We start from the raw sequence: 15,687 nt of genomic DNA, 5'->3' as shown, positions 1-15,687 counted from the left end.
CTATCATTCACTCCGAAGTATCTTTTGTTGCTGGTGCGGGCGTGGCTCAATTCTCATCCGGCTCAAAAACATGTATCGACGTAGGCCTCATCATGCGTTATTTCATCAGTGATTCATTTGCCCTAAAATTTGATTTTAGAAATTACATCTATCTTTCTAGCACGAGAAACAATCTCGCACTCGTTGTAGGGCTTGCCTACATTTTCGGTTCTAAGAATGAAGAAAATAATCAGGAGGAAGAGTTTGAAGATTAAAATCTTTCTTTTTATTTTCTTTATTAGCTTAACTTGCCAAGGGCAACTACCCGTTTACAAACCTGTAAATCCAGAGTTCTGGAAAGAAATCGAAAGTTCTCTTAAAGATTTAAATTATGAGAATATGATTGAAATTGCCATTGACCAATATCGTGCAACAAAAAAAGATTCATTAGAGAATGCAGAAGCTAAAGTAGCGATCGCTATGGCATTGCAAAAAAAGGGATTTAATTTTGCTGCCACCGGAATTCAATCCGAGGTCATCAAAGCTAAAATAGGCACTGAAGTGGCGGCGTTGGCAATGTCTGGCGTTGAAGAAGCGGTTAGAAAATTCCCCGTAGATGAAGATTCATTGATTGGTGAAATCGTTGTTGATATTGAACATGCCCTGTTACCTCCTGCAACACAAGATTTTGTGAATTTTGAGCAAGGGATGTTCAATATGCTAAGAGGTTTCACAAAATGGGGCGAAGAAAACTTTAAAAAAATTACTTTGGATTCTTACTGGGATTTCAAAATTAAATACCTTACAGCTCTTGGTGAAGTCGCACGCGATCGTATTGATTCAGCAATTGAGCGTTTCTCTGGAATTGCTAACAATCAAGCAGCCCCTGAAGACATCAAGTCAGCAGCTGGACATCAATGGGCGCGTCTCATTTTTGAAAAAGGTGACCACGCTAAAGCCTATACACTGTTTAAGAATGTAAAACTTAATCCTCGAGAAAAAGGGCTTATTCTAATTGAAAGAGCTTGGGCTAAGTATTATGAAAAAGATTATTCAAAAGCACTTGGTCTTTTAGCTGCACTTGAAGCTCCCATTTTTGATACTTCGCGCACTCCAGAGCCTTACATTTTAAAGATGATTATGTATAAAGAGCTTTGTTACTTTGATTCAGTTTATGAAGTAATGAAAGAATTCAAGCAACGCTTTCAAGCTTCGATGACCGCAATCAACAAAAGAAAAGATCTCAGAAAAGATCAGATGATTATTAATATTTCTGTTCTCGATCAACGCATTCAAAAATGGGTTAATCTCTTAAATTCTTTGAAAGCTGAATACGCTAATCTCAATGACACTGGTTGGGAGGATTACTTTTTTTATCCAATCGTTAAAAAACGCTATGAAGCCAAAATCAAAGAAGTAAACGAAAGATTAGATTGGATTTTACAAGATAAAACACGAGAAACAGCAGAGCAGTTAATAGATTGGCAAGAACAACTTAATTTTCTCGATTATCAAACCCGACTTGATAGTTTACGCATTAACCGAGGAGGTTCAGAGTTAAAATACAGTCCAGAAGAAATACCACATCTTAGTTTTGAAAAAATCTACTGGACAGGCACAGGCGAATTTTGGCTCGATGAATTAGAAGATTATAAAGTTTTTATCGAGTCTCGATGCTCACAATCAGGAGACGATAAATGAAGTTAAGATCGTTTATCGTAATTCTTTTGGTTTTTGTTTCATTAGAGTCCATTGCTCAAGAGAAAAAGAGTCTTTCTGAACTTAAATCTGATTTGATTAAGATTGATAAATCAATTGAAGTCACTCGTGGCAAAATGCGTGTTGTTAAAGATGTTACCTTCTTGCCTGAACTTTATTTTGTATTAGCTGAATTATACGTCGAAAAAAGTCGATACCAAGTCACAATCACACGACAAGAAAATCCGGGAGCTCCTGTTAATGAGCTTGATTTTTCTGACAGCAAGAAAACAAAAAAACAAGCTATTGAAGTTTATCAGCGTATCTTAGAGACGTTCCCTAAAAGCGACATATTAGACAAAGCATTGTTTTACATGGCTCACGAGTATACAGAAATGGGCAATGTCGAAGATATGGTGAAGACATATATACGACTAACAACGGAGTATCCTAAATCTCAGTATTGGGAAGAATCACAACTCATTTTAGGCGATTATTTTTTAGAACAGAAAAAAGACCCTCGATTGGCTTTAGATGTTTATCAAAAAATATTAGGGCGCGCACAAAATCCATTTATGCCTTTGGCGCGCTACAAAACTGGCTGGTGTTATATCAATATGGAGAGGTTCAAAGACGCCCTCCTCGCTTTCGAAGGTGTGATCATCATTGATGGAAAGATTTCTTCAGATTTACTTCCGGACGTTTATAAAAAAAGCGATGTGCGTAGAGATGCTTTGCTGGCACTTGTTTGGCCCTATTCTGAAGAAAAACAACATGAAGCAGGGCGCGCCAACGCTTTAGAATATTTTGAACGACTTGCGCCCAACAGGCCAGCATTGGCCAAGGTATTGGATAAACTCATTAAGCGATTTTTATTAAAGAATAAAGTTGAAGAAACCTTCCCACTCTTTTTTAGACTCTTTGATATTACAAATGATTTAGAACTCAGAATTGAGCTCGTAGATAGATTTTATGAAGTTTTGAGAAAATCTAAAAGATCTTGGCCTCTAGACATGATGCCCGATGAAATAACCATTACCCTCATTCGAGCAAGAGGTTCAACAGACTTAAAGCAGGCTGAAAAAACTAAGATTGAGAAAAATTTTGAAATTTATTTGCGTGATATTACCACTCGTCTTCAGAAGACAGCTAAGCTTACTAAACAAGAAAAAGATTATCTCGCAGCAATTGATGGGTATCAAAATTACTTAACTTTATTTCCAAATTCAAAGTACTCAGACGCGCTCATGCTTAATTTGGCAGAAAGTTATTTTTCTCTTAAAAAGTATTCACGTGCTGGTTATTTTTATGAAAAAATCACGTCTCAACCAAAAGCTCAATCTAAAAAAGAAGTTTTGGATTCAGCGATACAAAGTTTTGCGTTCGCACTCAAAGAACCTGAAAAGCTCTCTAAATTAGAACTTATTGAAGCTCGAAATGGCTTTCGTGCAACAGGTAAAATTTTCTTAAAGAGTTATCCAAGTGATAAAGCAAGTGCGATGGTAATGTTTAACATTGGAAGAACATATTATGATGAAAGGCTCTTTGACCGGGCTGTTAAGAATTTCACTTCATTTATCAATGCTTATCCAAATCACAAAGAGGCGACGACTGCTGGAAATTTAATTTTAGATTCATACAATCAAAGAGAAGACTTCGAAGGTATGATTAAAGCCGGAAAAGCATTAGTTGCTAATCCGCGTATTACGAATAAACAGTTTAAGGCAGACGTATCAGATATCATCAAACAAGCCGAATATCGAAAAATTGAGAGCGCAGCTGGTGATCCGAAAAGCCGTGATTATGCAAAAAAACTCTTAGGCTTTGCTGAGAAGTACAAAGGTTCAAGCTTGGGCGACCAAGCACTCTATGAAGCTTTTGTTTCTTTGAAAGCAAAAAAAGACACACAAGCTTATGAAATTGGCGAGCAACTTCTTGTAAGACATGGAGATTCACGTTACGCGCAGCAAGTCGTTGGTGATATGGGTCAAATGGCTTTAAATACCGCGGATTATAAACGAGCAGCGAAATATTTTGAAACTTTTGCTAGAAAGTATCGTAAAGATAAAGCTGGGCCGTCATTACTCAAAAACGCTGCTTCGATGCGTGAACTTATGGGTGATTACAAAGAGGCTGCAGAAGATTACCGCGATCTTAATAACTTTAGTGCTGTAGCTAAGCAGCAGATATCATCACAATCTTGGAGCGAAGCAGCACAGACTTTAACTTCAAAATCTATGGGCAATATTGAAAGTACTTATTGGTTAGGATTATCGCTTTATCGCCAAGGACAATTTGAACAAAGCAAACCCTATTTAGCAAAAGCTTCAGGTATGGCTGGTTCTAATTTTGAAGAAAAGAAAATGGCAGCTCATTCGCTTTATCTACTTTCAACGCAAGCTTTAAAAGATTATCAAGCAATGAGGCTCGGTACAGGGCAAGACGAAGCTAAGCTTGTTCAATTAAAAAATGCGAAACTCACACAACTTATTAATCAATTCAACCAAGTAATTAAATTCGGCAATGGTCGTTGGACAATTGCAGCACTTTATCAATTAGGTAGAGCCAATCTCGAATTTTCAGAATTCATCAAAGGAGCCGCTGTTCCTGCTGGTCTTAATGACGGTCAGAAAACACAGTACAAACAACTTATTGCTCAGCAATCGAATACATATATTCAAAAAGCAAAGAACTACTTTAGTTCTTGTACACAAAACGCTGAAAAATCTGAAGTATTCACAGGTTTTGTAAAAGGATGTCAAAGCCAAGGACTCGAGATGGTAGATGAATCTGTGGAAGAAAAAATTCTGGCCAAAGCAAGTGATTCAACTCCACCAGAGGCCGCCGGAATCAGGCGCAAACTTTTTGATACACCTCGTGACGTAAAACTTTTGATGCAGTTAGCAGAAGCTTATATGCGTGTTCGTGATTACGCCATGGCAAGAGTTATATTGAGTCGTGCGCTTGAGATTCAACCTAATTATGCACCTGCAGAAGCCCAATTAGGCCAGACCTTTTTGTTTATGAACGATCTTGAATCAGCTCAAGCTGCATTCAAGCAAGCTTTGCAGCACAATTCACGCTCAGCCTTAGCCCTCTATGGTCTAGCTGGAATGTATCAACAATTTGGCTTTAAGACTAAACTGCAGAGTTATTTAAATAAGGCAAAAGCATCTGGACGTCCGTCTGGAACTTTGCATCCCTGGATAAGTGCACTTTCTCTGTAACTCATTAACTTATTTGGTAAATCCGCCGATTAGTTTAGAGAAGAGAAGGAGATAACTCTTTGTCGATTCTTAAAAATTTATCAAGATCATTGCGCGTAATTGTTCACAACAATACTGAGAAAATATTTGAACAAGTATTTACGCAATATCCAATTAGTTTCGGGCGAAGTAAAACACTTCAAGTTCCCCTTGAATTCAGTTTTATGTCACGTGTTCACTGTTCTATTTCTGAAGAAAATGGTGAGTGGTATGTTCTTGATCTTAAAAGTAGCAACGGCATCAGGGTTGATAGTCAGAAAGTTGAACGCCACGATTTCAAAAATGATTTCGCTTTTGAAATCGCAAGTCTTCGTATAACAGTTGAAGTGTTGCCATCAACAGGGCTGGAACTGCATGAAAAAAGTGTTGATACTGTTGCGACTTTGTTGACTGAAAAAAAACTAGATTTCAATAAGGCATTTGATGCCAGTAAACTTTTGCAAACCGAAAGACTATCAGAAGAAAAACCAATTTCAGTACCACAATCACCTAAGCTTAATGCCCCCATGACCCGTCCGAAATCAATTCAATTAGAGCCGAGAATAAATAGTGCCTCGATGAGTGTGGGTGGCCGTGGTGTTGTTCCATTGGTTGGCATTCAAAATAATCACAAGCCTATCATCCCTCCAGAAGATCCATCTATTTTAACGGGGATGTTCGCGCCTGTTTCAACCAGAGATTTTTTACCTGACTTAACTGAGTACCACAGCGGTTTGTCTCAAGCGCGTGTACGAAGTGTTGAAGCTGTTATTATTTGGCATGATTTAGTTTATGATGTGAAGGAATTTGATGTAGGCGAAACAATTATTGTAGGGCCTGCTACACAAAGTAATTTACCACTTCCACTTTTACGCGAACCATGGCCGCTCGCCCGTGTAGCCAATGATTTCATTCAATTTACTATCCCCCAAGGAATCAATGTTTCACTCAATAGAGGTCATGAGGCCATTGCCATGGGTGATCTTGTTAGTACGGGGCAGCTGCGCGCAACGGGTTTTGGAAATACATTAAGAGCTGCGAATCATGAAATCGTACATGTAGATTTCGGACATGGGCTCAAAGTTCATCTGCGTTTTGTACCAGCATCAACGCCACTGGTAGCAAAAAGGATCTCTGATGCTGAAACTGCGGTAAAACAAGCTGTTGTTACTTCCGGTATTCTACATGCCGCATTGGTTGCCATGCTCATATTTGCGAATCCTCCACAGCTACCTGCTCCAAAACTAAAAAATGTACCTGAACGTTTTGCAAGATTATTGGTTGAAAAACCAAAGCCAACGCCAACGCCGAAACCGGAAAAACCAAAACCGACTCCCCCACCAAAAAAAGAAATTGCTAAGAAAAAACCTGAGCCTAAAAAAATAGTTAAAAAAGTGGAACCAAAACCTAAACCCATTTTAATTCCTGAACCAAAAAAAGTTGTAGTGAAGGTTCCTCAAAAACAAATACCACTTCCGAAAGTTATGGCTAATACGAATAAGTATCCAATCAAGGTCAATAAACCGCCTCCACCTGAACCACCTCCTGTAAAAGTTGAATCCCTTGGTGCGCTAGCAGCGCTTGGTGCAATATCAAACGCGCCTCAAGTGCGAGTGCCTGCTAATATTAATATCAATCAAAATGCTGGCGGCCCTACAAAAGTTAATACAAGTAATTTTGCAGGCACACTTCCTTCTACTCACGGCAATATACCTACGGGTGGTGGCTCAGTGAAAACAAAAGGCTTCGGTGTGGGTAGTGGTGAAGGTTATGGCGTGCAAGGTCTTAAAGGCAAAGCTGGTGCACGCAGTGTGGCCGGTGTTGTTGTGGGCGAACCAAAGCTTGCACAAAATGCAAAATATGAAGGACTAACTCGTGCCCAAGTATTAGCAGTAGTTAATAAATATCTCACCGAAGTTCAGCATTGTTATGAGCGAAGCCTACTGATGGATCCAAACCTTGCAGGGCGTATGGAATTTGAATGGGATATTTCATCTAGTGGGAGTGTAAGTTCTGTGCGCGTAAAACGCAGTACTGTCAACCAAGGCGACGCACTTGCTGAATGTGTAAAAGGGGTATTCACAAGTATGAAATTCCCATCAGCTAAAAATGGTCAAACGACAACTCCAGTCATCGGTTTTCCCTTCGGGCGACTCTAAGATTACAATCACTTAAGTCTAGTTTTTGCACTTTAGTCTAAAGTCCTTTGTCTAAATCCAGACTTTTTTTGTAATATTAAATCGTTCACACATCGATGAGCCAAGGGGGCAGGCACAATGTTAAGTTCAGCAGCAGAAGCGTTTCATCACGGTGGATTTTTCATGTGGCCGATCTTAGGAGTTTCACTCATTGGACTTGCTGTCACGATTGAAAGATTCATGTATCTCACCGGAGCTGGTACAGTTAAAAAAGATGATTTTTTAAACCGTATCAATCAATTTATTTTACAGGGTAATCTCGAGCGCGCCATTGCCGTTTGCTCTCAAGCATCGAGTCCAATTACAAAAATTGTAAAAGCAGGTTTGATGGCTGTAGCAAGTAATAAAGATGCTGAAGAAGTTCAAACAGCCATGGATGCTGTGGCTCTTCGTGAAATTCCTCGAATTGAAAAACGAACAAGTTTGTTAGCTATGTTTTCAAATCTTTCCACCTTAATCGGGTTACTCGGAACCATCGTTGGTCTTATCGGCGCCTTTGGTGCTGTAGCTAATGTGAGTCCAAGTGAAAAGGCCGGCTTGCTTGCAAAAGCAATCGCTGAAGCAATGAATTGTACAGCGTTCGGACTCATCGTAGCTATTCCACTTTTAGGTATTTACGGATATCTACAGTCAAAAGCTCAAGATCTTGTTGATGATATTCATGAGGCCGCAGTGGCTACCTTGAATTTTATCTTGGCCAACAGAGATAAATTCACAAGGAGATAATTCTAGATGAGTGCAGGTGGTCTTGGCGGTGGAAAAAAGGGTGTTAGCGCTGATTTAAATTTAGTTCCATTTATTGACTTATTTTCAACGTTGATTTGTTTTTTATTGATAACTGCCGTTTGGCAACAAATTGCAGTACTTTCAACTCAAGGCTCAGCCCCAACAGATAATGTGAACAATACTGCTTTGCCTGATAAAAAAGTCGATCTCAGTGTTTCGCTCTTTTTAGATCATCTTCTTATTGGTGAAGGATCGGCAAACGTAAAAATCCCACACAATACTGGCAATCCAGATTACGAAGCACTTAAGAAAAAACTTGCTGAGTGGAAACTAAAATATCCCAACCGATCTGATTTGGTTTTAAATACTGATAGTCAAGCCCCCTATAAACATTTGATCCATTTAATGGACACCATGACCAGTGAGCTATTTGGAGAAGTTTCAATTAATACGAACTAAGGCCGTGTTTTAGAGAAGTTTCAATTAATACGAACTAAGGCTGTGTTAGAGTGCAAAAAAAGCTCATCATCAAACCGGGTTATCATTTGCGTCCGAAGTACGATCTTCACGAATTACGTGAGAGGCGAAATACCAATCATAAAGCCAATGTCGTAGCTGATCTTCCCTTGACCAGCATGATCGATATGTTTACAGTCTTAGTAATTTTTTTATTAATGAATTTTTCTGCAACGGGTGAAGTATTTTATATCCAAAAAAATCTCAAGATTCCTCAAGCGAACTACGGAAAGCCATTGCAAAGTGCTCCGCTCATTACGATAACCGCATCTAGCGTAATTTTAGAAACTGAAAAAGTGGGAGACAACCCAATCTATCTTGAAGAAAAAGATCAAAATTTACCAAAACTAGCCAACGCCTTAAAACAGATTCGAATTATCGAAGAAACAATTCATCCCGGCCAACCATTTTCTGGCAGTGTAAACATTCAAGCAGATGAAAGCACCCCACTCGTTTACATAAAGCGAGTCATGCAAACCTGTATCAGCGAAGGTTGGGTCGGAATCAACTTCGCCGTCAATGCAGACGGAGCAGGAAGCCCTCTAACACCTGAATCAACGAATTAAAGGCTGATCCTCCCCCGGTACTGCGTTTTACGCGCGCAGAACTTACACTCCCACTATACGAAGTTCAAATCGATTGATTGTGAATTCCCCTTCTTTCTTCTACTTTTTCTTTCGTATTCTTCGAGCTAATCCTCCCCCGGTTTTCTTATTCTTCGATCTGATCTGAACTGATCTGATTTGGCTTGGCTTCTTTTTTACTACTACTTGCCTCTCTTTCTCATCCCTTCAGTTCTCGGCCTTTTCTTCTCTGCCTTCATTCTTTCTCACCTCTTTCATCTTCCTGCGGTCCCTTCTTTTTTTCAACTTCCTCTGTCTTCATTCTTTCTCACCACTTCAGCTGCGTTAGCCATCGTAAATTCGATTTTGTTGCAACCAATCATCGATTAAAAAATTAATTTTAACGCGACCTAATGCCTGTGATCGCGGTGGAATGATTCCCCACCCTTCCAATGCGTTTTTCCAGATGTAGTTCGCCGTATTCTTAAATTGGTGCATGCTTAGAATCATTTTTGTATATGCGAGTGAATTCCAAAATTTTCCTTTTGCATAGCCTCTGCGAGCATTCATCACATGTCTAGCAATAAGCCCTGTTATGGTTCTTAGAAATTTTTGAAACGCTTTCTTAGATGGGGCCTTAAGTAAAACGTGCAAATGGTTGCCAGAATTTGCAAATTTATGAATGTTAATCATATTCTTCGCTGCTGAAGAATATATGAGTCGTGAAATTGTATTTTCGTTACGTTTCTTGAGCATCGACCACTGACCATGAGCCTTTGTCGATCTTAAAACAAGATGAATTGCTTTTTTTGAATTAAACGGCCGATAAAGTTTACGTTTGCCAATACGTGTAGACCCTCCATGTTCTACCCTGTCATTAAAATCAGCAAAAGTTTTAGTTTTTTCAAATGTGAGTTGCTTCAAGATTTTCTTCATAAATTGTTATTTCGCCTCAAATATTTACAATATGTATCTTGATCTATGAATTATACGACCTTTAATCAACCTTGGATAACACGACCCTGAATTACCCCTTTCGAGTTGTTCGCATACTATTAGAATTTTTACGGAAATCAATAAAAACAGTGGGGCAATGTCATATTATGTGAATTGTAGAAATCATGTAATTGAAGGGTAATCAAATCGTTGCAGTATAGAAATCATGTAATTGAAGGGTAATCAAATCGTTGCAGTATAGAAATCATGTAATTGAAGGGTAATCAAATCGTTGCAGTATCACAATTTGCTCGTAAGCTGTGGGGGAAACCGGAAACTAAACGTGGCGTACTCTGGCGTTATTCAGCGAGCTTGCTGTACCCCAGAAGGTTCCCTGTGTTCTCTGCCATTCCCTGTGTTCTCTAATTTGCTCGTGAGCTGGAGGCAGTACCAGTAGCAGATGTTTTGGCAGTAATTATGTCGGTTGTAGTGTCAGATGACTTGATAAAATAATTTTTCGCCAATTTACATTCACTAATTACAAAATTTTGAGCTGCTAATTCTTTATAACGTTTTCTTGCCAATGAGTTTGGCTGAACGGTGATTCTGTTACTCACTGTTAGATCAGCATCCCAGAGAAAAAGATCTTCAATGACAAAACGAGCGTCTAAATTACAAAGGTCGTCATAGGGATACTTGTCGAAAAGAGTTTGTTTGATCTTTGCTACAGATGTTGGACTTGAAAAGAACTGGCTTACGAAATAATCGTAATCCTGTGTAGCAAGAAGCACGTTGGCCAATTTTGCAACATCTGAATTTTTGAATTTTTCTAAATTTCCAGGCATTCTACGATTAAGTTCTTCTGATTTCAATTTTGCTTCAAGGCGCTTTTTTTCAGCAATTAAACGTCGCCCCTCGGGAGTTAAATAATCTTTCACATAGTATAAGCCTCCAGCAATGACGCCAGTTGCAACAGCTGCTGCGGCAAGAGGTTTGATCGAGGAACTTCTTGCTTGTCTAACAAGTTCTTGCATTTTACCCATCAAAGTGTGATCTCGGCTTATATATTTTTTATAAAAGCTTGCCCCATTTAATGACTTTTGAGCATTTGCTATTTTTTCTAATGGGATGTTTTGTCTTAATGAGCTGTTCATGTTGGGAGAAGTATTTTTTGTATCAAGGCCAATTTCAACTTCTTTTATAAATGCCGCGATTTTATTCGGAGCAACACCTTCTGACGCTAAAGTAGTACGCAAATTCATAAGTGCCCGAACGCGTTCAATAGAGTATGTGGGAGTATCATCTACTAAATCTGCAATTGTTTTGGTTTCGTCATTCATTGCCAGGCTATTGACTGATATTGTCAGAACACAAAACATACTGAAAACTTTTAATGTGCTCAGAGATTTTGACAATACGCCTGACCTTAATAATGCGGTACCCGATCTTAACCATGCATATTTTCTAAATTTTGGTAGTTCTATCAAAGTAACAACATCGGTTTTCATATAACTCCCACTTCAATCAAATTCAGGCGTACTGGCATTCGTATGTTTGAGTATGTTCTGTAGATTCAAATTGCGAAATCTAGACCACGCATAAGGCAGTACAATTACACTCACCACATCTCTGTGCTTAGAGTAAAATCAGGTGTCTAAAGTTTAGACAGGCTCTAATAGCGACGGCGGGCTTTAGGTACAGGTAGTTCTTGAAGCATTTCTTCTCGAAAACTTGTGCGAAATTTTATAAAATTTTTCATTTCATTTTTTTGACGAGCAAGAATCATGAGGCGATCATCGTTATGCAGCTCGCCTTTGATCATCATATCATCTAGATCAAGTCGAGCCTTTGTTTGTGCATGAGCTGATTCCAACGGTAGAATAAACAAGATCAAGAGCACGAACACAGTCTTGCCAATAAACTTGCTCTGGGACATTCCTAATGTTTTGAGAAATCTAACACCTGATATGAGGGCTTTTTTAACAGAATTGTAAGACAAAAATGTTTTGTTGACCTTCATAGCTTTGCTGGTCTTCATGGTTTTGCTGGTCTTCATGGCTTTGCTGGTCTTCATGGTTTTGCTGGTCTTCATGGCTTTGCTGGTCTTCATGGTTTTGCTGGTCTTCATGGTTTTGCTGGTCTTCATGGCTTTGCTGGTCTTCATGGTTTTGCTGGTCTTCATGGCTTTGCTGGCTCCGGTATTTGATAAAGTGTAAAAGTACCATCACGTACTTGAAGCCCACTGTCACGGCCCAATCGTTTTATTGTACCAGGGTTTCCACTCAAAGTTTGAACGCTGTACGCATAATAACCAGCACCTGTAGGGTCTTTTTCAAGACTTTGAATGTAATAAATTAGTACTGTATTATCCCACTCTTTATGCGCATACAAAGGCCCTAGTGAGTTTTGTGCACTAACAGACTTAGTGTGAAATAATTTAAGATTATCTTGTTTAAATCGATAACAACTTTGACCCTGATCATTATATTTATCAAACTCAATACGTGTGTCGTACATCTCTGTTGGTGCCATATTGTAATCATAAAATAAGGGATTACGATGTTGGGTGATTTGCTCACCCGCATTCACGGGTTCACCATCATAGCTTTTAAAAACATTAAACATATCAAGTGCTGATGAACGATTTTTAAGCATAAGATACTCAATACCATCGATAAACCAATCGAAATCAGTATCAGGATTTTTCGCATCAGCTCGGTTTAATTTTGTTCCAGTGGGATGCTCATTATACATGTAGAGCTCTTCACATGCTGTTAGAAGATCAAAGTCTTCATCAGTGCGATCATAACAAACAGGTAAAGACCCTCCAGTTACTTTGGAAATATAATGGAAATAATCTCCGTACCCGTCACCTTTTGAAAAGCGATTTTGTGGATCTGTTTTTGTTGTATAGGTTTCGTCATCATCACATAAACCATCGGCATCTGAATCAAGTGAAATTCTTTTTTTATCTAAACAAACTGCACTGTTTAGATTGTAGACTAAAATCTTATTCACCTGATAGGTGTCTGCGTGCGCACCTGCATTATTGAGCAAATCATCGATTTCAAAATCAGGCATTGCATTGGTATCAACGAATTTACCGTGTCCATGTTCTGCCATTTGTTTTAAACCATCGGCAGTTGCCGGGTCAAAAGCACCATAATAGGCAGTGCTGAAAGTTATTTTTCCCGGAATCGTATTCACGAGATCATCAACATCGCTAAAAGCATCAGCCCCTGCAGGGCCTTCAGCTCCATAATCAGTTGGTCGACCGTCAGAAACGAAAAATACAACATAGTTATGAGTTTCATTTGGGTGAAGTGCTTGGTCATTGATGATGGCTTTTTTAGTTAATGCAATTGCAGCACGATAAGGTGTTAGGTCGTTGTCAGGGCCACGTTGAAGTGCCAAAGCATTATTCATAGCCGCAATGTTATTTGGTACTCCAACAAATGTAGGATTTTGATCATTGCCGTCATTAATAAATGCAGTGGCTGAACTACCAGCAAAGGCAATGTAGCCCCAGGCAATATTAGGATTATCACGTCTCGGACTACTAGCGGGGCTGTTAAAAAAACGTTCGATGTTATCAGCGCGTTTTGCATTGCCGGGGTCTGTGTCCACGTTACTACCTGATTTATCAATGACGAACATGAATTTTGTTATGCCATTACTAATTTGTGGCGCTTGAGTACAAAAATAGCCCTCACTTTTAACTGATGCGGCTTGAATTTGTTTGGCAAGTCTTGCATCACTGCAACCAAATGCGAAACCAACACTTACCACGAATACGAGATACTTCATTATTACCCCCGTTTGAATGAACTTCCCCTTTCTTAAAGTAAAGCAATGGCCATGCCCAAAAGACCATGGTCTGTAAAGTTAAATTCAGATTAAATTCAATGTGATAACAGCGCTAGATAGAGGTCTATATTAAGAAAATTTGTATAATTAGAATATTTTGTATTTAAATTAAACGCTTTTCATAAACTTTATTTGAGACACAAAACTTGGGAAGTTTTATTCGAAGCACTTTTTTGAGCAAAACTTTATTCCAGGCACTTTTCTAGTGAATTTCCATGATATTTAATCAGTAAAGAAAACTCATTTTTTGGTTCGATAAGTGGAATATCAGTGAGTAGTTTTTCATTCTCTTGAAGTATATCGAGAAACAATTGTTTTTCATAAAGTACGTAATCAGTTTTTAATTCTTTGTTGGCTTTAAATTTAGCCCGTACTGCATCGACGCGCATTCGCTTAAATCTAACTTCTTCAAGTGCGTTATACTCGCCTGTTTGGTCATCTTTTTTTAATTTCAAGAGGGTATAGGATAAGACTTCAAAATCTTTATTATTGCCTGAGTAAACAAATCCGCAATTTATAGAGGGTGCAATGGGTTTTATAATCAAAAAAACATCACCGGTTTTTTTGCCCGCGTTAAAACCTTGGGGCACAGGGCTTTGAAAGCATGAAATATTCAATGCTAATAACGCAATTAGGCTAAATATTTTAGTCTGATAATGCACAAGTTCCTCTTTAATTTATTAAATCAAGTATGCGAGATCGATATCAAATCAGCAATAGAAAATATTTCAGGAATGCTCAATTATCAGGCGGTTTAACTATTAAATTCTGCTTTATCCAGGTGAGGATCTCCCCTTTATGAGTAAACTCATTCTCAAGTTGCGCATCAAATGCCTTTTGAAGTGATTCACCTAAGGTTTTTCCTGGTTTTAAGCCCAAAGACATCAAATCAGCCGCCTCAATAAGAGGTTTGGGAAGTATACGATTCGCTTTCACGTATTGAAGTATTTCAGGTTGAATCTTATTTTGAATATCTAAAAACTTGATTGCAGTTTCAGTTCTATTTTCAGCAGCGGTTTTCTTTTTATCTGGTGTATTTAATCGATCAAAAATAAGCAGACTCGTCGCAATTTCTAGAGTTGTCGCAATGCTTTGTGCTTTTTCATTAGAAAATTTAAGTCGTTTAAATATTTTAGCATGATCATCAGCATTTTGAATCAAAGAGAATAAAAATAACCAACCTAGAATTACTTGGTCAGAATCACCTGTAGTGTTTTTCAAATAATCGACGATCTTAGAGTCATATATGAGTTCAGGAAATATAACGTCTAACAAACCAGAATCTTGTAAAAGCTCAAGGCCTCGATCTGGTCTTATTCCGGAAAGTAACTTTTCTAATTCATCACTTATGCGTTCCCAACTCACTGTTGTTATAGTTTGTGAAAATTTTGTGATGACGTCATAAGTAGACTTATCTAATTGAAAATCAAGCTGGGACACAAAACGAACTGCCCGTATGATTCTTAATTTATCTTCTAAAAAACGATCTTCAGGTAACCCAACTGTTCTAATGATTCGTGACTTTAGATCAACCATTCCATTTACAAAGTCATGAACTTCACCTTCAAAAATATCGTAAAAAAGTGCGTTTATAGTAAAATCACGACGTTTAGCATCTTCTTGAGGTGTCGCTAGTTCAACTGAATCAGGGCGCCGCCCGTCGGTATATGAACCATCTTTTCTAAATGTTGCGACTTCAATATCTCCTGAAGCCTCAATGACTCTAATCACCCCAAAGGCTTTACCAACATCAACTGTCTTATTGAAGAAACTTTCGACTTTTTTAGGCCGAGCATTTGTTGCGATATCAAAGTCTTTGGGCATGATGCCTAAAAGCCCATCTCGTACACATCCGCCTGCAAGCCAGGCCGTATAGCCATTTCCATGCAGCTTGGTACAGATTTTTTTCACATCATTCCATTGAGGGTGTTTTTTAAAGATTTCCATATTATAGACTAT

13 protein-coding genes are annotated in these 15,687 nt (G+C 38.5%); 7 read left to right on the top strand and 6 right to left on the bottom strand.

The window, feature by feature from the left end:
* The 7 genes from SGI74_06275 to SGI74_06245 form a co-directional block, all read left to right on the top strand.
* A partial coding sequence (locus SGI74_06275; GenBank protein ID MDZ4677101.1) for a hypothetical protein occupies positions 1 to 254 on the top strand: 254 nt, incomplete at its 5' end.
* Positions 244 to 1,680 (top strand): hypothetical protein, encoded by a 1,437-nt coding sequence (locus SGI74_06270; GenBank protein MDZ4677100.1) that lies wholly within the window; start codon positions 244 to 246, stop codon positions 1,678 to 1,680. The genes SGI74_06275 and SGI74_06270, both read left to right, overlap by 11 nt.
* On the top strand, positions 1,677 to 4,904 hold the full coding sequence (locus tag SGI74_06265) for a tetratricopeptide repeat protein (protein MDZ4677099.1): 3,228 nt from the start codon (positions 1,677 to 1,679) through the stop codon (positions 4,902 to 4,904). The genes SGI74_06270 and SGI74_06265 overlap by 4 nt, the downstream gene beginning before the upstream one ends.
* A 59-nt stretch (positions 4,905 to 4,963) precedes the next feature.
* Positions 4,964 to 7,081, top strand: a complete 2,118-nt coding sequence (locus SGI74_06260) for an AgmX/PglI C-terminal domain-containing protein (protein MDZ4677098.1) — start codon at positions 4,964 to 4,966, stop codon at positions 7,079 to 7,081.
* Positions 7,082 to 7,198: 117 nt separating this feature from the next.
* Positions 7,199 to 7,846, top strand: a complete 648-nt coding sequence (locus tag SGI74_06255) for a MotA/TolQ/ExbB proton channel family protein (GenBank protein ID MDZ4677097.1) — start codon at positions 7,199 to 7,201, stop codon at positions 7,844 to 7,846.
* A gap of 6 nt (positions 7,847 to 7,852) precedes the next feature.
* Entirely contained in the window at positions 7,853 to 8,305 is a 453-nt protein-coding gene (locus tag SGI74_06250) for a biopolymer transporter ExbD (GenBank protein ID MDZ4677096.1), read from the top strand.
* Positions 8,306 to 8,355: 50 nt separating this feature from the next.
* Positions 8,356 to 8,928, top strand: a complete 573-nt coding sequence (locus tag SGI74_06245) for a biopolymer transporter ExbD (protein ID MDZ4677095.1) — start codon at positions 8,356 to 8,358, stop codon at positions 8,926 to 8,928.
* A 342-nt stretch (positions 8,929 to 9,270) separates the two neighbouring features.
* On the opposite strand, the gene SGI74_06240 is transcribed toward SGI74_06245, so the two are convergent.
* The 6 genes from SGI74_06240 to SGI74_06215 all read right to left on the bottom strand — a co-directional run bounded on the left by SGI74_06240 (position 9,271) and on the right by SGI74_06215 (position 15,675).
* The gene (locus SGI74_06240) at positions 9,271 to 9,861 is read right to left on the bottom strand and encodes a transposase (protein ID MDZ4677094.1); all 591 of its coding nucleotides are present in this window, start codon (positions 9,859 to 9,861) and stop codon (positions 9,271 to 9,273) included.
* A gap of 422 nt (positions 9,862 to 10,283) precedes the next feature.
* Positions 10,284 to 11,201, bottom strand: coding sequence for a hypothetical protein (locus tag SGI74_06235; GenBank protein ID MDZ4677093.1), 918 nt, complete (start codon positions 11,199 to 11,201; stop codon positions 10,284 to 10,286).
* A gap of 332 nt (positions 11,202 to 11,533) precedes the next feature.
* Positions 11,534 to 12,043, bottom strand: coding sequence for a hypothetical protein (locus SGI74_06230; GenBank protein MDZ4677092.1), 510 nt, complete (start codon positions 12,041 to 12,043; stop codon positions 11,534 to 11,536).
* Entirely contained in the window at positions 12,040 to 13,668 is a 1,629-nt protein-coding gene (locus SGI74_06225; protein MDZ4677091.1) for a hypothetical protein, read from the bottom strand. The genes SGI74_06230 and SGI74_06225 overlap by 4 nt, the downstream gene beginning before the upstream one ends.
* A gap of 245 nt (positions 13,669 to 13,913) precedes the next feature.
* Positions 13,914 to 14,390 (bottom strand): hypothetical protein, encoded by a 477-nt coding sequence (locus SGI74_06220; protein ID MDZ4677090.1) that lies wholly within the window; start codon positions 14,388 to 14,390, stop codon positions 13,914 to 13,916.
* Between the two features lie 76 nt (positions 14,391 to 14,466).
* Positions 14,467 to 15,675, bottom strand: a complete 1,209-nt coding sequence (locus tag SGI74_06215; GenBank protein ID MDZ4677089.1) for a CCA tRNA nucleotidyltransferase — start codon at positions 15,673 to 15,675, stop codon at positions 14,467 to 14,469.
* Between the last annotated feature and the right edge of the window lie 12 nt (positions 15,676 to 15,687).

The organism is Oligoflexia bacterium (genome assembly GCA_034439615.1).
Classification (GTDB): domain Bacteria; phylum Bdellovibrionota; class Bdellovibrionia; order JABDDW01; family JABDDW01; genus JAWXAT01.
Note: the sequence above shows the minus strand (reverse complement) of the source record. Positions and strands in the feature narration are given on the sequence as shown.

Coding starts and splice junctions, on each gene's coding strand:
- SGI74_06265 (MDZ4677099.1), top strand. CDS start 1,677: ATGAAGTTAAGATCGTTTATCGTAATTCTTTTGGTTTTTGTTTCATTA.
- SGI74_06255 (MDZ4677097.1), top strand. CDS start 7,199: ATGTTAAGTTCAGCAGCAGAAGCGTTTCATCACGGTGGATTTTTCATG.
- SGI74_06250 (MDZ4677096.1), top strand. CDS start 7,853: ATGAGTGCAGGTGGTCTTGGCGGTGGAAAAAAGGGTGTTAGCGCTGAT.
- SGI74_06240 (MDZ4677094.1), bottom strand. CDS start 9,861: ATGAAGAAAATCTTGAAGCAACTCACATTTGAAAAAACTAAAACTTTT.
- SGI74_06235 (MDZ4677093.1), bottom strand. CDS start 11,201: ATGAATGACGAAACCAAAACAATTGCAGATTTAGTAGATGATACTCCC.
- SGI74_06230 (MDZ4677092.1), bottom strand. CDS start 12,043: ATGAAGACCAGCAAAACCATGAAGACCAGCAAAGCCATGAAGACCAGC.
- SGI74_06225 (MDZ4677091.1), bottom strand. CDS start 13,668: ATGAAGTATCTCGTATTCGTGGTAAGTGTTGGTTTCGCATTTGGTTGC.
- SGI74_06215 (MDZ4677089.1), bottom strand. CDS start 15,675: ATGGAAATCTTTAAAAAACACCCTCAATGGAATGATGTGAAAAAAATC.